We start from the raw sequence: 25,092 nt of genomic DNA on the forward strand, positions 1-25,092 counted from the left end.
TTACATTTTGGCTGAGTGTGTTCTCCATTCTTACCCAATACTCTATTAAAGAGCCCAAATGATTCTAATAACAGGCGGAGCCGGCTTCATCGGTTCGAATTTCGTGCTGCAATGGTGTGCTCGCAATGATGAGCCGGTGTTGAACCTGGATGCGCTGACCTACGCAGGCAATCTTGCCAATCTCCAGTCGCTGGAAGGCAATGAGCAGCATCGCTTCGTACACGGCAACATCGGCGACGCTGAGCTGCTGACCAGGCTGTTCGCAGAGCATCGGCCACGGGCCGTGCTGCATTTTGCGGCGGAGTCGCATGTGGATCGTTCGATTACCGGTCCCGAAGCATTCGTCGAGACCAACGTGATGGGCACGTTTCGTTTGCTGGAAGCGGCCCGTGCGTACTGGAGTGGTCTGGAAGCAGCCGATAAAGCTGCATTCCGTTTCCTGCATGTATCCACTGATGAGGTGTATGGCACGCTGGGCGCGAACGATCCGGCGTTCACCGAAACCACGCCTTATGCGCCAAACAGCCCCTACTCGGCCAGCAAGGCAGCCAGTGACCACTTGGTGCGTTCCTATCACCACACTTACGGCATGCCGGTCTTGACCACCAATTGCTCGAACAACTACGGGCCGTTTCATTTTCCCGAAAAGCTGATTCCGTTGATGATCGTCAACGCCCTGGCTGGTAAGGCTCTACCGGTTTACGGGGACGGTCAGCAGATTCGTGACTGGCTGTTTGTCGAAGATCACTGCTCTGGCATTCGTCGTGTTCTGGAAGCTGGCGCGCTGGGTGAGACATACAACATTGGCGGCTGGAACGAGAAGGCCAATATCGAGATCGTACAAACACTGTGCGCACTGCTTGACGAACTGGCGCCCGCTGCCAAGCGCCAAGTCATCAATCAGCAAACGGGCGCACCGGTCAGCGCTTATGCAGAGTTGATCACTTATGTCACCGATCGCCTGGGGCATGACCGTCGTTACGCGATTGATGCGCGAAAGATCGAGCGCGAGCTAGGCTGGAAACCTGCGGAGACCTTTGATACCGGTATCCGCAAGACCGTAGAGTGGTACCTGGCCAATCAGCAATGGGTGAATGGCGTCATGGATGGCAGTTATCGTGACTGGATCGTGCAACAGTATGAGGTCAGCAACGCATGAAGATTTTGCTGTTGGGCAAGAACGGGCAGGTCGGCTGGGAGCTGCAACGCGCCCTCGCACCGCTGGGTGAAGTGGTTGCGCTGGATCGCCAGGGTGCCGACGGTTTGTGCGGAGACCTTGCCGATCTGCAAGGCCTGGCGGCCACGGTTCGCAAGCTGGCGCCGGACGTGATCGTCAATGCTGCTGCTTATACCGCAGTGGATAAGGCTGAGACCGAACAGGAACTGGCAGCGCTGATCAACGGCGAGGCGCCCGGTGTGCTGGCGCGAGAAGCCGCGGCGCTGGGTGCCTGGTTGATCCACTACTCCACTGACTATGTGTTTGATGGCAGTGGCGAAGAGCAATGGCAGGAAAGCGCGCCAACTGGCCCGTTGTCGGCCTATGGCCGTAGCAAGCTGACGGGCGAGCAGGCGATTCAGGCCAGCGGTGCCAAGGCGCTGATACTGCGCACCAGCTGGGTGTACGCGGCAAAGGGCAACAACTTTGCCAAGACCATGCTGCGCCTCGCCACCGAGCGAGACTCCCTGAACGTTGTGGCTGATCAGTACGGCGCACCTACCGGGGCGGAACTGATTGCCGACGTGACGGCACACATCCTGACCCGTATCGTTGGCGATCAACACTCGGCCGATCTGGCCGGCGTTTACCATCTGGCGGCTGCGGGCGAAACAACGTGGCACGGTTTTGCGCAGTTTGTTCTGGCGCATGCCGAGCGCAATGGAGCAATGCTGAAGGTGTCGGCCGACAAGATAGGGGCGATCCCTACCGAGGCTTATCCACTTCCGGCGCCACGTCCGCACAATTCCCGGCTGGCTTTGGGTAAACTCGAAACCACTTTTCAACTGAAGATGCCGCCTTGGCAACAAGGCGCACAACGCATGCTGGACGAAATTCAGCGCTAAGGACTTTCATGGCTCGTAAAGGAATCATTCTCGCCGGCGGCTCGGGTACCCGTTTGCACCCGGCCACACTCGCTGTCTCCAAGCAGCTGCTGCCTGTGTACGACAAGCCGATGATCTATTACCCGCTGAGCACGCTGCTGCTGGCGGGGATACGCGACATCCTGATCATTTCTACGCCACAGGACACACCACGCTTTTCGCAGCTGCTGGGCGATGGCAGCCAATGGGGTCTGAACCTGACCTACGCCGTGCAGCCAAGCCCGGACGGGCTGGCTCAAGCATTCACCATCGGTGCGGATTTCATCGGTAACGATGCGTCAGCGCTGGTGCTGGGCGACAACATTTTCTATGGCCATGACTTCCAGTCGCTACTGCTCAATGCCAGCAACCGCGAATCCGGCGCATCGGTGTTTGCTTATCACGTGCAAGACCCCGAGCGTTACGGCGTGGCCGAGTTCGACGACGGCGGTCGCGTATTGTCGCTGGAAGAAAAGCCCACGGTTGCCAAGTCTAACTACGCCGTCACTGGTTTGTATTTCTACGATAACCAGGTAGTGGATCTGGCGCGTCAGTTGAAGCCCTCCCCGCGCGGTGAACTGGAGATCACCGATCTCAACACGCTGTACCTGGAGCAGAAGCAGCTGCACGTCGAAATCATGGGCCGTGGTTATGCCTGGCTGGACACCGGCACGCATGACAGTCTGCTTGAGGCAGGTCAGTACATCGCCACGCTGGAAAGACGACAAGGCCTGAAGGTCGCCTGCCCGGAAGAGATCTGCTACCGCGCAGGCTGGATCGATGCCGCACAGCTTGAAAAGCTTGCGCAGCCGTTGATCAAGAATGGTTACGGCCAGTATTTGAAAAACGTCTTGAAGGAAAAGATTTTCTGATTGAGTCTGGCGGCTTGATAGGCTAAACCGGCAAAGGGCGCGATACCGTTATAAACAGTATCGCGCCCTTTGCAGTACCAAGCAGCTTAATGGATTACTTTGAAATCAATCGACTTCAAGCACCATTTTAAGCAGCTTTTTCTCACCGGCAACAACAGGTTCTACGCTCTTGACGATCAGGTGATTCTCACCCGTGACACCGAAATTGCCAACGATTTCGTTAACACACAACTCGGTGGTATCGAAGAAGCAAAGCGCCGTGAACTCGCCTTTGTCCTTGGTCGTTGCCAGGAAGTCATCCCTGAGGACGCCGCCCCGAAATGCAGCGCCATAAACCGGCAGCGTGCGCTGAAGATGCTTGGTCTCGAACACGGCCGGCCACACGTCCCAGAAAGTACCGGTAATGACTTCGGCTTTTTCTTTCACAGCCAGATCGGCGACTGCCTTGGAGTTGGAACGCCATGGCGCACCGACCAGTTCTTTATAAGTCGCCGTGAAGCCGCCCAAGGGAACGAAGATGCAATACACCAATGCCAGGCCAGGGATGAGCAACGCGTACTTGTACTGACCCAGCATCAACGTCCGGGTAATGACCAACCCGAAGACACTGGCGATGATGAGTTCGCTGGTCAGGAAGTAACGCACGTTATGCAGGTTCATCTGAACCCACAACGTGTTTGCTAACAAGACCACGATGGCTAGCGCGACGCATAACACGCCACTCAACTCGAGAAACTTTTTTTCCGCTGCTATCTGATAACAAATCAAAGCGATGGCGAGAAAAAGCAGGAACGCACCCAAGTTAAGGTTCTGATAAATAACGTGCAGGGCGTCAATAACGGCCTGAGGCGATATCAACAGACCTAGCTCGGTAGGCGCCACGCCATATGTCTGACTGTGATAGCGCGCAATAAGGACAGCCAGGCAGTTGATGACAAAGAAGGAAAGATATCGTTTCCAGAAAGGCCATCTCAACACGCCCAGCAAAAAGATCACGGGGATCGCGTAGGTCAGTAAGGCATAGTTGGTCGCGTAAGCAAGGCTGCACACGAAAAGGGCAATCACCGCGATGACGGCCTTGGGTAGCTGCGAGTAAGTCAGCGCGTACGCGAGAGCCAACATAACCAGCGAAGTACCGAACGTGTTGTGCTGGACGTAAAAGTTGAACTGAGCGTATTGGCTCAAGCAGGCGAGCAAAATGATGTTGGTGATCGCAATTGCGACAAGCAGGAATTTTGGGCTTCTATTGAAGAAGATCAAGATACCCAGAGGGGACAGGTAAGCAAACATGCTGCGAAAAAAGACCTGCACCCGCAGATTGGTTTCTACATCTGTAAATGGAGAAGCCAATGCAGGTATGAAATTCAGCAGGCGATCCTGACCCCAGAAATACCAGGTCAGTTTCTGGGTCGACATCAGAGAAGTAAGAATGCCATCTCCATCCTGAAAGCCCGCCAATGACTGGGTTAGCGGGAGTATTGCACCCGCAATAACGCCCGACAACAGGATAAGCAGAACGCCCAGCAAAAGCGTACGACGATCATCACTGGTGGATACACCCGTCATGCGCTTTTTGCACCGATCTGACGGTTACCGCAGCTCAGACAAACGTTGTCCTTGATGCTTTTTGAGTTCGGCTGATCAACCTTGATCAACGAGAATTCACACTGGCATTTCTCGCATTTCATTATCACGTTGTTCACCGAAGGAGAAACCTTGGTGAAATGACTGATCGCCGTCAGTCTCAGCAGATTGGCGATGCCGCGAAAAATTTCCAGCGGCGGAATCTTCGACACGCCTGCATTACGCTCATGGAAATGGATCGGACGCTCGGACAACTTCAGACCATGTCGATATGCCTGGACGATCACCGCAAGGAAGAACGAATAACCACCGACAACCAGCGTGTCAAAGTCGATTGCGTTCAACCGGCTGACGCGAAACGCACGAAACGAGGTCGTGAACTCGGAAAGCTTGATGCCCAGCAAAAGCCGCGCGGCCTTATTGGCTGCCTGACTGACACGCAAACGATAACCGGTGTAATCGCACTTTCCGCCTTCAGCATAACGCGAACCGATGACCAGATCCGTCGTGGCATCCAGAGCGCCAATCAGTTTCGGAATGTCGGCAGGATCGTGGGAGTGGTCACCATCCATCGTGACAAGAATGTCGTAGGAATGAAAAATTGCATACTTCCATGCCAGCAGATGCGCAGTCCCCAGACCTAACTTGCCTGGACGCACGATCACCTTCAGGCTCGGCCTTGCTAACGTGGCCAGAATATCGAGGGTGCCGTCCTTGCTGCTGTCATCTACGACAAGGATATCCGCATCGGGGGCGGCGGCCGTGATCCGCTCGATCATGGAGGTAACGTTGCCAGCCTCGTTGTAGGTGGCAAAGAAGATCAATTTTTTCATTATTTTTGCTTAATTCTGTTCAATTGGTTTGGGTTTTGGAGACAGCATTTTCCAAACGAAGTTGTACGACATAAAGTAATTCCAGAGCGAACCCACCACGATCCCGCACAGCGCGGAAATCATAGGCAACTGGATACGGTCGTAGATTTCTCCCGAAATCAGCAAGCTCAAACCGAGGCCGAGAGACGTGATCGTGAGATAGATCAGATACCCGGCGATGATTCGCTTGCCGGTCAGGCTTGTCTCGCGGTAAGTCGACTTGTTGTTCATCAGATAATTGAAACTGGCAGCCACAATCATCGCGCCTGCGTTGGCGTACCGGAAGCTGTCTGTCGAGGTCAGCATCAGCGTCTTGAGAACGCTCATGTGCACCAGCACGCCGAGTGACCCTACAATCAGGAATGATATGAGCGATAACGGAAATATCCCTCGGGTGAGCCTGTAAACCAGATTGGCGATTCGTCGTATTAATGTTGGTATCACGCTGCTCACTACCGTATCGAAGGTTTTGACGCTGACAAACGCTTATTAACGCGCAGAAATCGCCCAAAAAATAGGCCGGAATGATAGAGTTTTTAGCCCCATCTAGCAAGCCACACCGTGCTATCACCAGCGCCTATGATGAAACACATGCTCCCATCAGGCGTGCTGCAGATAAATGCCGGAGAACCGGCAGCATCAAGCTTGATCTGATATTTTTCACGGCCGCCTGACGTATCAGACGGCCCTGGATCAGAACTTAAAAGGACGAACGGTGCGTTAAAGTACGCACTTTTCAATCTCGCCAATGAGCTGTTGCGCACTGCCTTTCCATGTGAGCCAAGGCATTTCTCCAGACTGCGGATGCTGTTGAACCTCGTACAGTTTCAGCCATTCGGCAAGGCTGTCAGCCACATCCTGCGCAGTCGCGCCATTGAAGTACCAGGCGAACTCACCCGCCACCTCACGGAATACAGGCAAATCTCTTGCGATAATCGGCAGCTTGTATTGCGCTGCCTCAATCAAGGGCAGCCCAAAGCCTTCGCCATATGAAGCGGCTATCAGGCAATCAGAATGGTTATAGAGATGCTCAAGGTACTCGTCACTTACGCCGTCCAGCCACAGCAACTGCTTGCCCAACTGTTCATGGCTCATCAGCCTTGACGCCAGATCATCTACCAGCCAGCCGTGCTTGCCGACGATGATCAGGTTTGCCTGAACACCTGCGGCCCAGAGCAGCTCAAACGCATCCAGAGTCTGCGCATGACCTTTACGCGGCTCAAGCGTACCCACCATCAGGAAATGCGGGAACGGCTCAAGCGACTCAATGCGAAGAGCCGGATTCTCCGGAAACCCTCTGGAAGGCATCGACTGATCAATGTCTGCACCAAGGTGAAAGGCGCCGATGCGGAATGGACGAGTGCGCGGTGGTGCATTGTGCTCCAGCCATTCGCGCAACTCGTCTGCAACAGCATGAGAAATACACATCGCGCCATCGTACTGGGCGACTGCGTGAATCCATTTCACGTAATGCGCTTGCAGACTGTCCACGAAGCAGTGTGGCAGTTGAAGAATCAGCAAATCGTAGACGACGAAGAAGATATTGACGCCATGCGCGCGCATCGTATCCAGATAGGTCTGCTTGTGCGGCAGCACGTCCATCAGCAAATCCAGACACAGGTACGTATCACCTGCACGGTAGCTGATGACTTCGTCTTCTTCTGCTTCGCTGGCTTCTTTGCCCAGAAACAATGTGGTGAACTGCGCGGCATACCGGTAGAAGGGCTCACCGGCCTTGGTATAGACCGGCTTGATAACGTAGCCTTCGGGCGGGTAGTTCAACCACTCGGCCAGGATGCTGCGCACAACTCGCTGGATCCCGCTTTTGCCGTCGTGTTTGCACAATTCCGAGATATCAACGAACAGCGTTGGCTTATCAGCCGGACCTTGCAATGAAAAATCAATGGCTTTGGCCAGACGCGGGATGTCCAGATCTCCGGAGTTCAGGTGTCCTGTTGCCTCCAACGCATGCACCAGAGCCAACGCGCTATCCTGCTCTGGCGGAGTGCTGTCTACCGGGTGCTTGAAGTTCTCCAGAGCCTGTTCGAACGCTTTCACTGAAGCAATGCCAGTGCGGTCCCATGAAAACAGCTCGGCGCGCTGAAGACCGTGCTTGGCCAACGCTATGCGGAACGAGTCGTCGGTCAGCGCAGCACGTATTTTGTCGGCAATCGCGTTAACATCGAACGGATCGAACGTTGCGTCTTCCCAGCCAATGACTTCAGGCACGCTGGAAGTATTGGCACCTATTACTGGAGCCCCACACTTCATTGCTTCAAGGGGTGGAAGACCGAAACCTTCATGCCACGAAGGGAATACGTAAAGCTGGCATGAACTGTATAACGCTACCAGCTCCGCATCAGTGATGTAGCCAGTCAGCACCAGATCGTTTCCGCTCAGGCCAAGTTCCTGAGCCAGAGTCAGGTAAGTGTTGACATGGAAGTCGGGCATTTTCCCGGCAAATACTAGCTGAATGTCGCTTTGCTCTGCCTTGATCATGGCAAACGCCCTGATCAGTTGCGGCAGATTCTTGCGTTCATCAGCTCCGCCTGAATAAAGCACGAACTTCTCTCGCAGGCCGAACTTTTTCTCAAGTGCAACACGCTCGTTAATACTCAATGCAACTGGCCGGAAGACATCGTCGGCGGCCGTCGAGACATTAACGATTCGGGCCTTGTCCAGCGGCAGCAGCGATAACGCTTCCTCTCTCGCGAATTCCGAAATGGACAGCAGCAGGCCGTAGTGCTTGAAGTCTTCAACCTTGTTCAGGTAATGCTTCTTGTACACCGGGTTACCGTCCAGATATTGTTCCGGACTGACGAAGGGGATCAGGTCATACAGTGTCGAGCTGACCAACGAACTCGTGTCAAGCAAAGGGCTGCCAATGACAGCGTCGTCGCCATACCCTTCTACTGCGCTGGTGACGTGCACCACATCAGGTTTGAGGTCACTGATACACGCCTGACGAATATGCTGTGCCACATCTCTTCTGACACTATTGGCCGGGTCGTGATCACACACAGGCCCCTGTGCATACCACACCCGGATATGACTTTGCGGCAGCAAGCCGGCAAACGCAGTGCGGATGCTTTCAATGCTCTCACTGAGCATGCCGTTGAGCACCAGGTAAACATCGTGATCACCACGGTTGCGCACAATGCCTAATGCCAAAGACAGGCTGTAACGACCAATACCGCGAAATCTGCTTTCTGTTTGCGCGCCCTGCATGTCGATTACGATACGCATTATTTCTGCCCCCTCGTGATAGCTTCCCTGAGGGCATTCTCGATAGTGCGGCCTCGCTGGGTCAGTGGTGCGTGATCAATCACGCCGTGCGGTGGATCGCTGACAATTGTCTCAGGAGCAGGATTCACTGTAGCCTGATGCATACCGCTTAGCTTGGCATGTAGCCACGGACTGGATTTCAGGACTGCCAAGACCGGACGTTCAATCACAGGTCTGCGGGCCAGCCAGAGGCGTGCATGCGGAACACTTCGACGCAGTACCTGCCCCAGCGTCGAGCGGCTGCTGCGGAACGGCCAATAGATAGCACGTGCGACCATTCGCAGGGGTGCCGAGATGCGCCAGGACGTGCTGCTATGTATCGCCGCTAATTGCCGCTCGTACGCTGTGGCCTGTAGCCACCAATGGTGCGCGTTGCCCAGCGAGGCGTTCAAACGAGCGTTCAAGTCGTCCAGATGCGCTTGCGTTTGCGCTTGCTCTACCTGCTCATGGGTCAACGAATCTCGAGTCAGAAACTCCAGCCTGATCTGGAGTTGCTCAATAGTTGCGAAGGCTTCATCAAGACGGGCGTCAGTGTGCTTGACGGTATCGAGCGTGTCTTTCTGCAACAGTTGTACGGTGTGATAACGCGACTCTGCGAGATCCGCACGCAAGCCGACCTCGCGCACCTGGGCGGCCATGTAAGCGTGACTCTCTTCCAGCCGGGCGTTCATGTGAGCGTGACTCTCTTGCATCTGGGTGTTCATGTCTGTGCGACTTTCTTGCAGTTGGGTGTTCATGTGCTCACGATTTTCTTGAAACTGAGTGTTCATTTGCGCGAAATTGATATCGCTACGCCCTCCAAGTTCATGGACGACCACTTCAAGCTGCTCGCTGTGCAGCTTTGCCTGCTCTGTAAACTGTTTGGTTTGCTCTAAAAGAACTTCCAGATGCTGATTACGTTGTTCAATCTGCTGCAACCGATTCAGGGCTTGCTCATCGTATCGCTTGGCAAGCGTATCCAGCGCCAAGCCATAGTCCGTCGCAAAAGCGCTGTCGAAACATTGGGTCTGTTCGGCTGATGCCGCTTTTTGAGCGACAATCGCATAATCCGGGCTGGCCCCCCCCAGAACATCCATCAAATCGACAGGGCCGCCATTTACCAGCACTGGGGGCTCATGAAGACGCATCAACTTCGAACGACTAAACCCCGAGAACTCGATCAGAAAATCCAGCAGCAAGTGCGGAATCGGACGCTCATGGGTCGGATCAAGATAGAAGTTCTGAGTACCTACTACCAGGTTCTCTGCGTTGGGTGTTTCCAGAATCAACAGTCCTGCCGGCTTCAAAACCCGTAGCGCTTCGGCAACCAGCACTTTCAGATCCTTGAACGGAATGTGCTCGGCAATGTGAAAACCCGAAACGAGCGCCTGGCTATCGTCCGGCAGTTTTTTTAACGCGCTGAGCGCGTCATCCAGTTCAACGGGCAAACCGCGCTCAACACAGGCGTCGAGCATTCCGCTGTCAAGGTCTATACCACGGGGCGTGAAACCGACTTGAATCAGAATCTCCAGCCATTCCCCGCGACCACAGCCGAGGTCCAGCGCTTGGCAAGCCGGGTACATCTGCTGGAGAGGCTCAATAAACGGAAAATACGCTTGCTGTCGCTCGCTAATCAATTCGCGAGAACCACGATGGCGGTCTTCAAAAGCACGATAGAACGGAATGGTCATCGACTACACTCCACAACAGGCGGTAACCAGGCCAGCCCTACAAACTCGCTTTGCGAAATATTGACTACGTTAAACACAAGCGTCAGGTCTACCCATTCATAGTTGCGTGATAAATGACTGTCTGTTGTATGGAGCGCGACTGCAATCGAGTAGGAACCCGGACCGAGGTTGGCCGCAAAGCTGAACACGTAGTCCAACGATTCGCCTGCCTGCAGATCGACAATCTTGCACCCCATATGATGGGTGTTGGTGCCATACACCGGTTGCCCCAGTCGGTCCTTGATCAGGTAGCCCACTACCAGCTCAGGGATGGCGCTGTTTACCTGCGCGTTAATACGCAAGGAAACAGGCTCACCAACGGACACGTATTCAATGCGTTCGCCTGCAGCGTTGTGTAGCGTGACAGGACCTATTGTGGCCTCGCCGCTACCCGATCGGGTTTGCACCACACCCTCTTCCAGTTCGCGAGTCTGAACCGTGGCGTTTTCTTTTTCAGCAATCAGTGCATTGTAGAAGTCCATGACTTCTTCAGGCTTGCCGTCTTTTATGACGGTACCTTTTTCAAGCAGGATCGCGCGATTGCATAAAGCCTGGATTGATCCACGGTCGTGCGAGACGATCAACAGGGTCGTGCCTTGTTTTTGAAACTCGCGTATGCGATCGAAACTTTTATGCTGGAAATAACTGTCACCCACCGACAACGCTTCGTCGACGATAAGGATTTCAGGCCTGATAGCAGTGGCAACGGCAAACGCAACACGCATCTGCATACCACTGGAGTACGTGCGTACCGGCTCGTCAAAGTAGGTGCCGATTTCGGCAAAGGCTTCGATCTCCCTGATGACGGTATCTATCCGATCAGCATTGAAGCCCATAAGGCCTGCCGCGTGATACACGTTCTGGCGACCGGTCAGGTCGGGTGTAAAGCCCATACCCAACTCAAGAATAGCGGCAATACGACCGTTGACCTGCACGCTGCCCTCAGTGGGCTGCAACGTACCGGTAATCATTTTGAGCAACGTCGATTTACCTGCGCCGTTCTGCCCGACGATGCCAATGGCCTCACCTGGGTAGATCGAAAAACTGATGTGTTTGAGGACCCAATGCTCCTCTTTCGGCTTGGTGCTCAGCCCGAACCAGCGAGCGATACGCTGGAACTCGGAAGCATAAACGCGATAGGCCTTGCCCAGGTTGTTGACACTCAGCAGGCTCATAGTACGTCCACCATTTCCGGCGCAGCCCGGCGAAACATGAATAACCCCAACAGCATCAAGCCTGCTGCTACAGCAGCAGTGACGGCCAGGCTCTGCAAGTCAGGCGATCGGGCGTAGACCAATACATCGTGATAGGCACTGACGATCGGAAACATAGGGTTGATACCCATGACGCTCTTGAATTGCTCGGGAATGATATTGAGCGGGTAAACAATCGGCGTGAACCAGAACCATACCTGCAACAAAATAGGAATGACCTGACCGACATCGCGTATGAAAACGTTCAATACGCCGAGAATCAACCCCAGTCCTACAGCCAGCGCAGTGACTACGATGGTCAGCGGAATCAGCCACAGCATCTGCCAGTGCGGCCATTGTCCCAACGCAGCGAAGACCAGCAATATGGCGGCGAACAACAATACGTAGTTGAGCAGGCATGACCCCGCGACAATCACCGGTAAGGTAATGCGAGGAAAACGCATCTTTTTCATCAGGTTGCCCTGGTCGATGAACAGCGTCAGGCAGCGACTGATTATCTCTGCAAAGTAGCTCCAGGCCAGCATGCCGGCCATAAGGTAGACGGCGTATGCGTACTTGTTATCAATGCCGGGCAGTTTGGCAGCCAGCACGTTAGACAGGACCAGTGCATAGATCGCAACCTGCGCCAGCGGGTTGATGATCATCCACAGACCGCCCAGGCGGCTACGGGCAAAACGTGCGGAAAACTCATTGCGAATGGACGAAAAGACGAATCCCCGGTATCCCCAAAGGCTTCTGAACAGCTCCAACATTGATGACTCCTGAATAAGGGTGAAGTCGCGCTTACCCTATGTGTTCCTGTTCCGCGCAGTGGTACTCAAGGTCTCGGCCGAAGCACGCGATACGAGGGTCCTACCCAGCGACGAAACGCAAAAATCAGAAAAAGGTTTCTGGGGGCGCACTATATCGCCTTCGCTGGAATAGTCACCGTTTAGTCTTTAAATCCTCACTTTATAGTTGAATTGTTCATGAAGATCGGCTGAACTGCGGTAGGAAATACCTGACAACCGGGCGATTATCGAACACTACGGTACTCGTATAATAGAGACGTGCGGTAACGAGCACCCCGGTTGATGCCTCATGGCCATACAGATTGCACATATTGACGCCCGTTTTCGCGAGTCACGCCGCCCCGAAAGCTCAGGATCTTTGCCTGACAGTAGGGTGTAGCAGTCGTATATAGGCTTTCTAACCTGTATCATCGCTCGCCAGGCATACAGTACAAGCCTCGCAAACAACCTGGGGCACCCGTTCTTCGATGGAGTTAAAAGACATAGCATGAAAGCAATCATTACCGGCATTACTGGTCAAGACGGCGCTTACCTGGCTGAGCTGCTGCTCGAAAAAGGCTATACCGTTTATGGCACCTATCGCCGTACCAGCTCCGTAAACTTCTGGCGCATAGAAGAGCTCGGGATCCAGAATAATCCTAATCTGCATCTCGTCGAGTATGACCTGACTGACCTGTCTGCCAGCATTCGTTTGCTGCAAACCACGGGCGCTACCGAGGTCTATAACCTCGCGGCTCAAAGCTTCGTGGGTGTTTCGTTCGAACAGCCACTGACCACTGCCGAGATCACCGGCCTTGGCGCAGTGAACCTGCTGGAAGCCATCCGTATCGTCAACACGAAGATCCGCTTCTACCAGGCGTCGACTTCCGAGATGTTCGGCAAGGTTCAGGCCATTCCACAGATCGAGAGCACGCCGTTCTACCCGCGCAGCCCTTACGGCGTGGCCAAGCTGTACGCTCACTGGATGACCATCAACTACCGCGAGTCCTACGGCATCTTCGCTACCAGCGGGATCCTGTTCAACCACGAATCGCCGCTGCGCGGTCGTGAGTTCGTGACCCGCAAGATCACTGATTCGGTTGCCAAGATCAAACTGGGCCTGATCGAGTCGTTCGAACTCGGCAACATGGACGCCAAGCGCGACTGGGGTTTTGCCAAGGAATACGTCGAAGGCATGTGGCGCATGCTGCAGGCTGACGAGCCGGACACCTTTGTACTGGCGACCAACCGCACCGAAACCGTACGCGATTTCGTGAGCATGGCGTTCAAGGCCACTGGCGTAACCATCAAGTGGGAAGGCGAAGCCGAATCCGAAAAAGGTATTTGTGCTGCGACTGGCAAAGTGCTGATTTCGGTCAATCCGAAGTTCTACCGCCCTACCGAAGTGGAGCTGTTGATCGGCGACCCTGCAAAAGCCAAGGAAGTTCTGGGCTGGGAACCGAAGACCAATCTGGAAGAGCTGTGCCGCATGATGGTTGAAGCGGACCTGCGTCGTAATGAAAAAGGCTTTTCGTTCTGATGAGTATTGCTGGCAAGCGCGCACTGATCACAGGCATCAACGGCTTTACAGGTCGCTTCATGGCGACCGAGCTTGCCGCCCAGGGCTGTGAAGTCCTCGGCGTCGGCAGTCAGCCTTCGGACAGCCCTGGCTACTATCAGGTGGACCTGGCAGACGTGGCCGGTCTTCGCAAGCTGCTGGCAGACACTCAACCGGATATCGTCGTGCACCTTGCTGCACTGGCGTTTGTAGGGCATGGGGCTGCGGAGGCTTTTTATCAGGTCAACCTGATTGGCACCCGCAACCTGCTTGAAGCGATTGATGCGTGCGGCAAGGTGCCTGATTGCGTGCTGCTGGCGAGCAGCGCCAATGTCTACGGTAACGCTTCATCCGGCATGCTGGATGAAACCACCCCGCCGGCGCCTGCCAACGACTACGCCGTGAGTAAGCTGGCAATGGAATACATGGCGAGCCTTTGGCACACCAGATTGCCCATTGTCACGGCCAGGCCGTTCAACTACACCGGTGTCGGGCAGGCGGAAAACTTCCTGCTGCCCAAGATCGTTTCGCACTTTGCCCGCAAGGCCGACACCATCGAACTGGGTAACCTGGACGTATGGCGTGATTTCAGCGACGTGCGCGCTGTCGTCAGCGCCTATCGTGGCTTGCTGGAAACCCGGCCAGTGGGGCAGACCATCAACGTCAGCTCCGGTGTCACACACTCGCTGCGTGAAGTGATCGACATGTGCAGACAGATCACTGGCCAGGACATTGAAGTGCAGGTCAATCCTGCGTTTGTCCGCGCCAATGAGGTCAAAACCCTGTGCGGGAACAACGCTTGTCTGCGAGCGCTGGTCCCCGACTGGACGACCCCTCCGCTTCGGGAAACCCTGAGCTGGATGCTGACGGCCGGTTGAGCTGCTGACTGTTACAAACAAGGCCTGTCTATTCTGTAGACAGGCCTTTCCTTTTTAACGATCCTTCAAGCCCGTGATGACAGGTTCAGCACGCATGGCTGAGTCAGGCAGACGATGATCAAGGTTCTTCACTTCTTCAAAACCTATTACCCGGATACGACCGGCGGAATAGAACAGGTCATTTTTCAGCTCGCGCAGGGCTGTAGAGCGCTCGATGTGGAAAGCCAGGTGCTGACGCTAAGCCCGACGCCTTCCCCCGCTCGCCTGCAGGTCGCTGATCACCACGTCATGCGAGTGAAGGAAAACTTCAATCTGGCGTCCACCGGCTTTTCTGCTCAGGTCTTCAGCCAGTTCAAGGAAATGGCCGCCGAGGCCGATCTGGTGCATTTTCACTTCCCATGGCCGTTGATGGATCTGGTGCATTTCGCCACGCGTCATGGCAAGCCGACCGTGCTCAGCTATCACTCGGACATCATCAAGCAGCGCACGCTGCTGAAGCTGTACAGCCCGCTGATGAACCAGTTTCTCAAGCGCATGGACCGTATCCTGGTTGCTTCGCCCAATTATTTGCAGACCAGCGAAACCCTGAAGCCGTTTGCCGACAAGACCGTCGTTGTGCCCTTCGGGCTGGATCAGTCGGCCTACCCGGTGGTCGATGCTCAGAAAAAATCCACGTGGCAACAACGTCTGCCCGAAAAGTTTTTTCTGTTTGTCGGGGTCCTGCGCTATTACAAGGGCCTCCACAACCTGCTCAGCGCACTGGAAGGCATCGACTATCCGGTGGTGATTCTGGGTGGCGGGCCTCAGGAGGCGGAGCTCAAGGAGCAGGCAGAAAAGCTGCAACTGCGCAATGTGCTGTTTCTGGGACGGCTCGACGATGAAGACAAGGCCTGCCTGCTGCAGCTCTGCTACGCCTTGGTCTTCCCGTCGCACCTGCGTTCGGAAGCATTTGGCATTTCGCTGCTTGAGGCCTCGATGCATGGCAAACCGATGATCTCTTGCGAGATCGGCACCGGCACTACCTACGTGAACATTCACGAAGAAACCGGTCTGGCGGTGCCGCCAAATGATCCGTTGGCGTTACGAGAAGCAATGCGGCGCTTGTGGGAAGCGCCAGAGGAAGCATCCGGTTTTGGTCATAACGCTCTGGCACGGTTCCAGAAGCTGTTCACTGCTGAGCGTATGTGCGCATCGACGGTGCAGGTTTATCACGAGGTCCTGAAGTGACGGCTAATCCCCGCTGAATAAAAAAGCCCCGAGACTCGGGGCTTTTTGTTTCAAGGCTGTCCCGTCCTGAATAAGGTTTACACCTTCTGACCTTTCCTCAGGAGGACTCAATGGATACGGGTAAAAGGCGCAGCCAGCGCGATTACACGCTAGCCTTTAAATTATCGGTCGTAGATCAGGTTGAAAAAGGCGAGTTGAGTTATAAAGAAGCCCAACGACGCTATGGCATCCAAGGCCGGTCGACGGTGCTGGTCTGGTTACGAAAGCACGGTCGACAGGATTGGAGCCAAGGCGCATCAATTCGAGAGCCGAGGAGCAGGTCCATGACCGAGCCAACCCTCCCGCCGACACCCGAGCAGCGGATTAAAGAGCTTGAAGAACAGCTGATGCTGAGCAATCAGAAGGCCCAGTTCTTTGAAGCCGTCGTCAACGTTCTGAAAAATGACTACGGCGTTTCTGTCGTAAAAAAGCGACCCGGCAAGTCCTCTCGCAAGGGCAAATCCAAGACCTGAGTATTAGCAGGGCTTGCCTGTTCATGGGCATTTCGCGCCAAGCGTATTACAAGCGTAATCGCGTTTTTGATGCCAGGGTCCGCCAGGACCAAGAGGTAATGGATTTCGTTCTGGAAAAGCGTCGTCGCCAGCCAAGGTTGGGAGCGCGCAAGTTGCACTACTTGATGAGCGTCGAAGCTCCTGCGTCGTTGTGCGTGGGTAGAGACCGTCTGTTTACCATCCTTCGTGATGCGCGCGAACTGGTTGCGCGCAAACGGGCTTATCACAAGACCACTCATAGTCATCATCGCTTTCGCCGCCACCCCAACCTGCTCAAAGCAGGTCCGGAACAAGTCGTGGCCAATGGACCCGAACAGGTCTGGGTTGCAGACATCACCTATCTGCCTACGCAGGAAAGCGTGGCATACGTGAGCCTTGTAACCGATGCGTACTCACGCAAGATCGTTGGTCATCATGTGCATGAAAGCCTGCATACCCAGTCGGTGATAAAGGCACTGGAAAAAGCGGTAGGTGAGCGAAAAACCGATCAGATGCTGATTCATCATTCAGATCGCGGCGCCCAGTACTGTTCCGATCTCTATCAGCAGCTGCATACCAGGCATGGAATCCGGTGCTCGATGACTGATGGCTATGACTGCTATCAGAACGCTATGGCCGAGCGAGTAAACGGGATTTTGAAGACCGAGTTTCTACTCCATCGACCTAAAGACTTGGCAGATGCAGTGAAAATGGTGGATGAATCGGTGCAGATCTACAACGGAGAGCGGCCACACTTATCCCTGAAATACAAAACGCCCGATGCGGTGCATCGGGCGTTTTGAGCGTGAAACAGGTGTAAACCTATTTCAGGACTAGACATCATTCAACGCCCGACTCCCCTGGCTCAGCGTATCCGCCGCCTGATTGACCGCGCGCGCGCCCTCCAGCAAACGGCCCGCTGCCTGATCGACCTGCTGGATGTTGCTGCTGACTTCATCGGCAGTCGAAGCCTGCTCTTCCACAGCTGTCGATATCTGCGCCAACGTATCGGCGACGCCTTGCACCGCCGTGGCGATTTCTCCCAGACGCACGCCCAGCCCGGTGACCGATTGCGCATCGTTGACCGCCTGGCCGCACGCGACCTCCATCAGGTCCACGGCCTGGGTCACGGTCGAGCGCAAGCTGTCGACTGTACCGGCGATCTGCGCGGTGGATGCCTGGGTGCGTTGTGACAGGCTGCGCACTTCATCGGCGACCACGGCAAACCCACGGCCTTGCTCGCCCGCACGCGCCGCTTCGATGGCTGCGTTGAGCGCCAGCAAGTTGGTCTGTTCGGCAATGCCGCGAATGGCATCCACGACTGACTGGATCTGCTGGCCTTGCTCGCTGACCCGCCCCAATGCGGCGGCCGTCTCGGTCAGGCGCTGGTTGAGCTGCTGAATGCTGTCGGTGGTGCGCTGACTGTCCTGGCTACTTTGCTCGGCGATACGGCGAGTGTGACGAGCACTTTCCGATGCCTGCTCGCAGCTTCTCGCCACGCCTTGCGAAGTCGCCGCCAGCTCGGTGGCTGCCGTTGCAATCTGGCTGATCTGTTGTTGTTGCTCTTCGACCTCGTTGAGTGTTCCGCTGGATTGGGCGGTCAGTGTCAGCACCGCATCGCCCACTCGTACCGTCTCCTGATTCACGCCCAACAGACTGGTGCGCAACTGCACGACCGCAACGTTCAAGGCCTTGCTGATGGCCGCGAGTTCGTCACGCCCCTGCACCGAGACTTCCACGCACAGATTGCCGTCACGCAGCGACTCGGCCAGGGTGGTGATACCGCGAGCGCTGTTACGAATGGACGATTGCAGGCAGGCGAACAGGTAAATCGCCATTGCCACCAGAACACAGAACGCCACTGCCAGCGGGATGAACTCCATGTTGGAGGACTCGTGGTAGTAATCAAGCCGGCCATTGAGTGATTCAAGCGAGTGCTTGCGCAGGTCGGACGTGCTGCTGGTGAGTGTATCGATGCTCTTCTCGAACTCTTCAGGCTTGAGCTTGATACTGCCGCCAAACACACCGTCATCAATGACTTTCAGTTCGGTTTCCAGTACCTGCTTGACGCCCGCATACTTGTCAGCCCAAGGCTGAAGCTGCTCTGGCAGCTTGGACAACAACAGGCTGGCTGCTTTGTTCATCTGCTCCTTGGAGTCATCGATACGGCCGCGCAGATCGCGCATTTGCAGACGGCTTTGCAGGCTGAACTGGCCGGAAGCAACTGACGTCTGGCCAACGCTGGACAGACGGCCGATACGTTCGATCAGGTCCGGCACTTGCTGCGTGGAGAGCTGCATCAGCATGTAGGTTTCAAGCCACGGATCGAGAATCAGGCCGCTGTCCATCGCGATCTGCTCACGCAGGGCCTGCACCAGATTCAGGACTGTCGTGAACCGGTCGTAGCCATCCGGCCACCACCCCACGGTGCGCAACGATGCGGTGTCCAGACCGGTCACTGCCGCCTGCAATGCGTTGTAGCGGGCCATCGTATCGGCTGGAGCGCTTTCCTGGACCAGCAATGCGTTCACCCCTTGCAGTGCTTTGGTGATGCGCGGGATGCCAGCATCGACATTAGCCATTGCCTCCCTGGCTGCGGGTGTCGGTTCACGAAGAATGTCGGCCGCTTTCCAGCGCGCGGCATGGTCACGCTGGGCAGACAGCTCGACGTTCAGGTCATCGAGCGCCAACAGTTGCCGTACGCCTGACTGCTCACCCGAAATGACTTCGAGCTTGTTGCGATAGTCCTTGGTGATGAACCAGGCACTGCCCGCCAGCGGCAGAATAAACAACAGGAACAAGACCTGAAACTTGCGAGCAAAACCAAAACGTCCCATCAGACGCATGCCCGGCGACAAAAAACTGTTCATGCCCTGCAACTCCCCGTGAACACCCGCCGGATCTGAACAAACAGAGGCGATGCTTTTTTTTGGAAAAACACTGACAGCAAAATGCCATGTTCTTGTTTCAATGGCGATACATGCCGCCACAGATTGGGTCGAAAAACGCGGTTCCCTCCTCGTTTTTCCGGCAAATAGCGTAGTCATTGACGTATCAGGCACAGCCAAGCAAGAACCGGACCGCCTCCCGTGCGCGCGAAAGGCTTTATCACAGCAGCAAATTATTCACCCCGGGAGAATCCCGAGAAAAGTAAACTGCGCAAACGTATCGATCACCTCACTGCGATCTCGTCCCCACAGGAGGTCTTTTCATGACTGTTGCACCGGCTTCGCCGCGTATCGTTGCGCAACCCTCAAGGCCGCAACTGAGCGCTGGCCAGAAAAAATTCAACACGCTGATGGAGAAGCTCGAAACCAGACGCAGGCTTCTGCAGCAATGGCTTGCTGCGTCCACGACCTGTGAACGGTTGTGGGTCGAAGAACTGGTCCCGATCTTCAAAGAACAGGCCGAGAGCGATGTAGCAAAGCTGCGCTTGCTTGATCAGGCCAGTGATCAGTTCCGGTTAAGCAAGAAAGACCGCGCCACCTTGCTGGAGATCATCTGTGTCATGACGATGTCGCTCATGGGCGGCGAGCACGATGAAGAACTGAAGCGCCTTTATCTCAAATATACCGGCAGCGATTACGACGAGGATCGACGCCTGGAAGACGAGGGGTTCAAAGCATCACTGGAAGAAGAGCTGGGCGTGGAACTGGGAGACGATGTGGACCTGCAATCCATTGACGACGTGACCCGGCACATTGAAGAGCAACTGAGAGAACGGGCCGAACAAGCGCAAGACTCACAGAAGCCGAAGAAGCCCACTGCCAGCGAACTGCGTCGTGAGCAGGAACAGGCAGAGGGCAGTCAGTCGTTGCGCGAAATCTACCGCAGGCTGGTCAGCGCACTGCACCCGGACCGTGAGCAGGATGCCGATGAGCGCGACCGCAAAACGGCGCTCATGCAACGGGTAAACGAAGCGTATGAAAGCGACAACCTGCTGGCGCTGCTACAGATGCAAATGGAGATCGAGCAGATCGACCAGACGCACATCGACAGCATCTCCGACAAACGCCTCAAGCACTTCAACCGGATCCTGAGCGAGCAGCTCCGGGAGCTGGAAGACGAGATTCATGATCGCAAGATGATGATCCGGGAACGCTTCCTGATGGATCCCTACGAGGACATCAGGCCCAAGACAGTCAACGCAAAATGTGTGAGGCAGATTAATGCCCTGCGTGAAAATCTCGACGAAGTTCACGAGGAACTGTACGCGCTCACCGACCCGAAAAGCCTGAAGGCCTGGCTCAGGGAGCAACGGGAGATGGCTGACATGCTGGACATGGTAGAAGAGTTCGACGATCTGGAAATGCTGGATACGCTGTTCCGGTAAACGCCCGGAAAACCAGGCCCTGACGACGGCTGCCACCTAACCGGTTGATCGCACGCAATTATTTTCACAGCAACGCTTGACACATATCCGCTTTGCGCGAATAATGCGCGCCACTTGGCTACATAGCTCAGTTGGTTAGAGCATAGCATTCATAATGCTGGGGTCCGGGGTTCAAGTCCCTGTGTAGCCACCAAGTACCGGTTTAGAGACTTCACTGAAGCTTTTAAACCAAACAAGAAGCCCGCCTCGTGCGGGCTTTCTTGTTTCTGGCGCGCCTGTTTTTCCCCTTGCGCCTCCCTTCGACGAGCGGCCTTTCCACCTTGCCTGCCTCAGCTATGATCAAAAATGATGGCTCACGAAGGGCCAGCATTTCTCATAAAGGAGCAACGCATGCGCAAACTCGTACTTTCGATGACGGCCGCCCTCTTCCTGACGGGCACCCTGGTTCCCGCCGCGTTCGCAGAAAGCGAGCTGGAGAAAGGCATCCGGCACGACAATCGTGAGCTGGACAAAGGTGTCGATCACGACGCCAAGGAAGTGGACAAGGGTGTGAAGCACGACGCGGATGAGATCGACAAAGGCGCGAAGCATGACGACAAAGAGCGTCACAAAGAGGATAAGCACATCGATAAAGAGATCAAAAAGGATCTCTGACAGAAAGCCTGCCGTCGAGCAGGCTTTTTTATGATGATTTTTATGATGAATGTGCCGGAGATTCAATCGAGTCCAGAGCATCACCATCAACGACCGGATCACGTTTCAAGTGATCCGGCTCTGTCACTGGATGTACGGTCAAATCTTGAAGCTGTCGACCAGTTGCTTCAAGCGCCCGGCCTGTTGTGAGAGCGCGGCACAGTCCTTGAGTGTTTCGTTCAAATTGGCCACGCCCTGCTGATTGAGCGTGTTGATCTGGTTGATATCGATGTTGAGTGTTTCAACAACAGCCGTCTGCTCTTCGGTCGCGGCGGCGACTGACTGGTTCATGCCATCGATTTCACCAATGCGGCGTGTTACGTCGCGCAAACGGCTGCCTGCCTGATTGGCAACTTCGACGCTGTCCTGACTGGAAGCCTGACTTTGGTTCATGTTGAGCACAGCTTCTTGAGAGCCCGTTTGCAGGCCTCCGATCATCTGATAAATCTCATCGGCCGACACCTGAGTACGGTGAGCCAGGTTGCGTACTTCGTCGGCCACCACGGCAAAACCGCGACCGGCTTCACCGGCGCGCGCCGCCTCGATGGCGGCGTTGAGCGCCAGCAGGTTGGTCTGCTGGGAAATGCTTTTGATGACATCCAGAATATGCCCGATGTTATCGGTACTGGCATTGAGCTGTTCGACTTGCGTGCATGAGTCGCTGATCTTGCTCGAGAGCTCACTCATGGCGCGGATGGTTTTTTCGACCACGACCTGACCGTCTTCTGCCTGAGTGCGTGCTTCGCTGGCCTGGATCGAGGCGTCGGACGCATTACGGGCAATCTCCTGCGTCGCAGCCCCCAGCTCGTTGATGGCTGCAGCTACGCTGTTGGTGCGCGCGCTTTGCTCATCGAAGCCGACAATCGAGGAGTTGGAGGAGGTGACGACCCGCTGCGACAGGTCATGCACCTGCAACGTGGCGGATGAAACCTCGGCAATGGACGCATGCACGCGCTCCACGAACTGATTGAACGAGCCACCCAGTTCAGCGAACTCGTCCTTGCCCTGAATGCTCAGGCGACGGGTCAGGTCGCCTTCGCCCTGAGCGATGTCCTGCATTGCCCGGCCCATGTCGGTCAGCGGGCGCATCAACGCTCGAATCAGCAAGCTTAACAGCAAGGCGATCACTGCCACGGCGATCAGCACGGCCACTATCGCCGAGCTGCGAAACTGGCTCAAGGGCGCGTAAGCCTTGTCTTTGTCGATCGACAAACCGATGTGCCAGTCAGCCGAAGGCAGGCCGGTGATCGGAGTGAACGACAGCAGCCTTTGCTGACCATTGAGCGTGACTTCACGCAGACGCGCGTCCAGGCTGACGGTCTGCCCGGGATAGATATCCTTCAGGTTTTTCATGACCTGATCCTTGTCAGGGCTGACGATGATCTGCCCGTCGCCGCTGACCAGAAAGGCGTAGCCGAGTCCGCCGAACTCGACCGAGTTGATGATCTTGACCAGCGTGTCGAGGCTCAGGTCTCCCCCCACCACACCGGACACCTGGCCGTCGGTCTTGACCGGGCTGGCAATGGTCACCACCAGACCGCCGACAGAGGCCAGATAAGGAGCACTCAGAATGGTTTTGCCCGCGTCGACCGTCGATTTGTACCAAGGGCGCTGACGCGGGTCATAGCCTGCTGGCATCGCCACATCCGGCCGTTGGGTGAACGTGCCCTTGCTGTCGCCGACATAGGTGAACTGGAAGGTGGAAACCAGCGAGGATTGTGATACCAGACCTGCAAGGTCGGAGTTGACACCCTGATAGGCCACATCCTGGGTGAGGTTTTCCAGCACCAGAATGCGTCCGCTCAACCAGTTCTGCACACTGCTCGCCGTCAACTGACCCGCTTGCGCCACGGAGGACTCGAGGTTCTGGGTGATGGTCGTGCGTTGCAGATAATCGTTATAGAGCGTGAACAGGGCGAACGCCAAAACCACGACACCGGACGCAGCCAGAAGAATTTTATGCCGAAACTTCAAGGTCATTACGAGACATCTCAATAGGAATGGGGAACCACACGCCAAAGCAACTTGCGGAACAAGAACGCCATTCCTTATAAGCAACGACGCTAAAATGAGATCAGGTTTTCATTGCATCGTATAGACGGCAATCCGGCGTGATTTCAAATGAAAAAACGCCCTGCTTAAGTGCTTATGGCCGCCTATTTATAGCCGTGGCCTGCCGCGAATTCCAGACCTGCACAAGCGATTCAGCCTTTTTTTAACATTCTCGATGTTTTCATTTCAGCTTGGAGAGAGCCAGCCGATAGCGTCTGTATCCCCTGCCCTGACAATGGCGTTAACGCCATGCCTGTCAATTGCTTTACTTTTTAAATGGCTGTCCCGGAGAATTTTATGAATAGCTGGTTTGCAAACATCAGCGTCAATATGAAGCTGGCCGTCGGGTTTGGTCTGGTACTTGTATTTACTGCCATTCTTGCGCTCACTGGCTGGACCAGCATGAGTGGGCTGATCAAACGCAGCAACTGGATGAGCGACATCACCTCGCTCAATGCGCAGTTGACCAAACTGCGGGTGACGCGCCTGCAATACATGGTCGCGGATGGCGACGAGAAAGTGGCAGAGACCGTTCAAGTCTCACTGGATGGCTTCAAGGCCTATCAGCAAAAGCTGCTGAGCTCGTTCAAGAGCCCCGAGAACGTGAAAATGCTTGAGCAGCTGGCCGCAGTGATCGCTGACTATCAGCAATCATTGAACAACATGCGCAGCGGCTACAAGGCGAGCACGCTTGCGCGCGACGAGTTGACCACCCATGCAGTGAAAAGCCTGACGGTGTTCGACCAGCTTCAAGCTGAAGTGAAGAACATGGACCCTGCCGATGCCAATCGATTCGATCAGTATCAGATCGTTACCGATGCCAAGGACGACTTGAGGCTCGCGCGTTATGACGTGCGTGGCTACACCACCAATGTCACGCCTGAAACCGAACAGGCAGCCGTCTCGAAACTGGATGCGGCCATCAAGGATCTGGACAAGCTCAAGGCAACGTTCACTGGCCCTCAGGCCGATCAACTGAAGCAACTGGAAACCTCCTTGCAGGCGTACCGCACAACGCTGCAAAACTTCAAGACGGCCAGCGCGAATATTGCCCAGGCACGCAAGGAAATGACCACCCAAGGGCAGGACATCGTCAAGATCAGCGAGGCCATGTATCAACTGCAACTGGATCGTCGCGACCAGGAAAGCGCACAGGCCCGTACCACACAGATCATCTGTACGCTGTTGGCCATGATTCTCGGCGTGATCGCAGCAGTGATCATCACCCGGCAGATTACCCGTCCGCTGAAAGAAACCATGGCGGTGGTCGACCGTATCGCATCCGGTGACCTGACCCAGACCGTGGCGGTAACCCGTCGCGACGAGCTGGGTGTGCTGCAGCAAGGCATTCAGCGCATGGGCAGCACGTTGCGTGAATTGATCGGCGGGATTCGCGACAGCGTCGTGCAAATCGCCAGCGCCGCCGAAGAGTTGTC

The 25,092-nt window shown here is 55.3% G+C and carries 18 protein-coding genes, 1 tRNA gene and 2 pseudogenes; 11 read left to right on the top strand and 10 right to left on the bottom strand.

Features of this window, described 5'->3' with window-relative positions; genetic code table 11:
* Positions 1-58: 58 nt before the first annotated feature.
* The 3 genes from rfbB to rfbA are packed head-to-tail and all read left to right on the top strand — an operon-like array spanning position 59 to position 2,951.
* Complete coding sequence (gene rfbB, locus I9H07_RS19315) at positions 59-1,159, top strand: dTDP-glucose 4,6-dehydratase (protein ID WP_236425517.1); 1,101 nt, start codon at positions 59-61, stop codon at positions 1,157-1,159.
* Positions 1,156-2,061 carry a dTDP-4-dehydrorhamnose reductase gene (rfbD, locus tag I9H07_RS19320; RefSeq protein WP_236425516.1) on the top strand — a complete coding sequence of 302 codons (906 nt, stop codon included), beginning with the start codon at positions 1,156-1,158 and terminating at the stop codon, positions 2,059-2,061. The genes rfbB and rfbD overlap by 4 nt, the downstream gene beginning before the upstream one ends.
* Positions 2,062-2,069: 8 nt before the next feature.
* The gene (rfbA, locus tag I9H07_RS19325; RefSeq protein WP_236425515.1) at positions 2,070-2,951 is read left to right on the top strand and encodes a glucose-1-phosphate thymidylyltransferase RfbA; all 882 of its coding nucleotides are present in this window, start codon (positions 2,070-2,072) and stop codon (positions 2,949-2,951) included.
* 105 nt (positions 2,952-3,056) lie between these two features.
* Here rfbA and I9H07_RS19330 read toward each other — a convergent pair whose 3' ends face one another.
* The 7 genes from I9H07_RS19330 to I9H07_RS19360 form a co-directional block, all read right to left on the bottom strand.
* Entirely contained in the window at positions 3,057-4,517 is a 1,461-nt protein-coding gene (locus I9H07_RS19330) for a hypothetical protein (protein WP_236425514.1), read from the bottom strand.
* Positions 4,514-5,368, bottom strand: coding sequence for a polyprenol monophosphomannose synthase (locus I9H07_RS19335; protein ID WP_236425513.1), 855 nt, complete (start codon positions 5,366-5,368; stop codon positions 4,514-4,516). Before I9H07_RS19335 ends, I9H07_RS19330 begins: the two co-directional genes overlap by 4 nt.
* Before the next feature lie 9 nt (positions 5,369-5,377).
* Positions 5,378-5,860 carry a GtrA family protein gene (locus tag I9H07_RS19340; protein ID WP_329606842.1) on the bottom strand — a complete coding sequence of 161 codons (483 nt, stop codon included), beginning with the start codon at positions 5,858-5,860 and terminating at the stop codon, positions 5,378-5,380.
* Between the two features lie 267 nt (positions 5,861-6,127).
* Positions 6,128-8,653, bottom strand: a complete 2,526-nt coding sequence (locus tag I9H07_RS19345; RefSeq protein ID WP_236425511.1) for a glycosyltransferase family 4 protein — start codon at positions 8,651-8,653, stop codon at positions 6,128-6,130.
* Entirely contained in the window at positions 8,653-10,362 is a 1,710-nt protein-coding gene (locus I9H07_RS19350) for a class I SAM-dependent methyltransferase (protein ID WP_236425510.1), read from the bottom strand. Before I9H07_RS19350 ends, I9H07_RS19345 begins: the two co-directional genes overlap by 1 nt.
* Complete coding sequence (locus I9H07_RS19355) at positions 10,359-11,576, bottom strand: ABC transporter ATP-binding protein (RefSeq protein ID WP_236425509.1); 1,218 nt, start codon at positions 11,574-11,576, stop codon at positions 10,359-10,361. The genes I9H07_RS19350 and I9H07_RS19355 overlap by 4 nt, the downstream gene beginning before the upstream one ends.
* Entirely contained in the window at positions 11,573-12,367 is a 795-nt protein-coding gene (locus I9H07_RS19360) for an ABC transporter permease (protein WP_236425508.1), read from the bottom strand. Before I9H07_RS19360 ends, I9H07_RS19355 begins: the two co-directional genes overlap by 4 nt.
* A 526-nt stretch (positions 12,368-12,893) precedes the next feature.
* On the opposite strand from I9H07_RS19360, the gene gmd reads away from it, so the two are divergent.
* The 4 genes from gmd to I9H07_RS19380 all read left to right on the top strand — a co-directional run bounded on the left by gmd (position 12,894) and on the right by I9H07_RS19380 (position 17,381).
* Positions 12,894-13,925: a GDP-mannose 4,6-dehydratase gene (gene gmd, locus I9H07_RS19365; protein ID WP_058825364.1), complete on the top strand. Its 1,032-nt coding sequence runs from the start codon at positions 12,894-12,896 to the stop codon at positions 13,923-13,925.
* Complete coding sequence (locus tag I9H07_RS19370; RefSeq protein WP_236425507.1) at positions 13,925-14,821, top strand: GDP-mannose 4,6-dehydratase; 897 nt, start codon at positions 13,925-13,927, stop codon at positions 14,819-14,821. The genes gmd and I9H07_RS19370 overlap by 1 nt, the downstream gene beginning before the upstream one ends.
* 114 nt (positions 14,822-14,935) lie before the next feature.
* Positions 14,936-16,048, top strand: coding sequence for a glycosyltransferase family 4 protein (locus tag I9H07_RS19375; protein WP_236425506.1), 1,113 nt, complete (start codon positions 14,936-14,938; stop codon positions 16,046-16,048).
* Positions 16,049-16,158: 110 nt separating this feature from the next.
* Positions 16,159-17,381 (top strand): IS3 family transposase gene (locus I9H07_RS19380; protein WP_200866803.1). Its coding sequence is split into 2 segments (ribosomal slippage): positions 16,159-16,510 and positions 16,510-17,381, totalling 1,224 coding nucleotides; the frame shifts between segments, so codons are not numbered across the junction.
* A 30-nt stretch (positions 17,382-17,411) separates the two neighbouring features.
* Here I9H07_RS19380 and I9H07_RS19385 read toward each other — a convergent pair.
* Positions 17,412-19,448: a methyl-accepting chemotaxis protein gene (locus I9H07_RS19385; protein WP_248957189.1), complete on the bottom strand. Its 2,037-nt coding sequence runs from the start codon at positions 19,446-19,448 to the stop codon at positions 17,412-17,414.
* A 341-nt stretch (positions 19,449-19,789) separates the two neighbouring features.
* Here I9H07_RS19385 and I9H07_RS19390 point away from each other — a divergent pair, with 341 nt between their 5' ends.
* The 3 genes from I9H07_RS19390 (at position 19,790) to I9H07_RS19400 (ending at position 21,565) form a co-directional block, all read left to right on the top strand.
* Positions 19,790-20,911 carry a J domain-containing protein gene (locus I9H07_RS19390; RefSeq protein ID WP_058825367.1) on the top strand — a complete coding sequence of 374 codons (1,122 nt, stop codon included), beginning with the start codon at positions 19,790-19,792 and terminating at the stop codon, positions 20,909-20,911.
* A 116-nt stretch (positions 20,912-21,027) separates the two neighbouring features.
* Positions 21,028-21,104 (top strand) — tRNA-Met (locus I9H07_RS19395).
* 197 nt (positions 21,105-21,301) lie between these two features.
* Positions 21,302-21,565: a hypothetical protein gene (locus I9H07_RS19400; RefSeq protein WP_024674173.1), complete on the top strand. Its 264-nt coding sequence runs from the start codon at positions 21,302-21,304 to the stop codon at positions 21,563-21,565.
* A gap of 138 nt (positions 21,566-21,703) precedes the next feature.
* Here I9H07_RS19400 and I9H07_RS25160 read toward each other — a convergent pair whose 3' ends face one another.
* Positions 21,704-22,564: a methyl-accepting chemotaxis protein gene (locus I9H07_RS25160; RefSeq protein ID WP_419204833.1), complete on the bottom strand. Its 861-nt coding sequence runs from the start codon at positions 22,562-22,564 to the stop codon at positions 21,704-21,706.
* A gap of 45 nt (positions 22,565-22,609) precedes the next feature.
* Positions 22,610-23,584, bottom strand: a pseudogene (locus tag I9H07_RS25165) (cache domain-containing protein); the annotation flags it as partial.
* A 504-nt stretch (positions 23,585-24,088) separates the two neighbouring features.
* Here I9H07_RS25165 and I9H07_RS25170 point away from each other — a divergent pair.
* A pseudogene (locus tag I9H07_RS25170) lies at positions 24,089-24,973 on the top strand (methyl-accepting chemotaxis protein); the annotation flags it as partial.
* Between the last annotated feature and the right edge of the window lie 119 nt (positions 24,974-25,092).

Source organism: Pseudomonas syringae (assembly GCF_023278085.1).
In the GTDB taxonomy this organism is placed as follows: domain Bacteria; phylum Pseudomonadota; class Gammaproteobacteria; order Pseudomonadales; family Pseudomonadaceae; genus Aquipseudomonas; species Aquipseudomonas syringae_Q.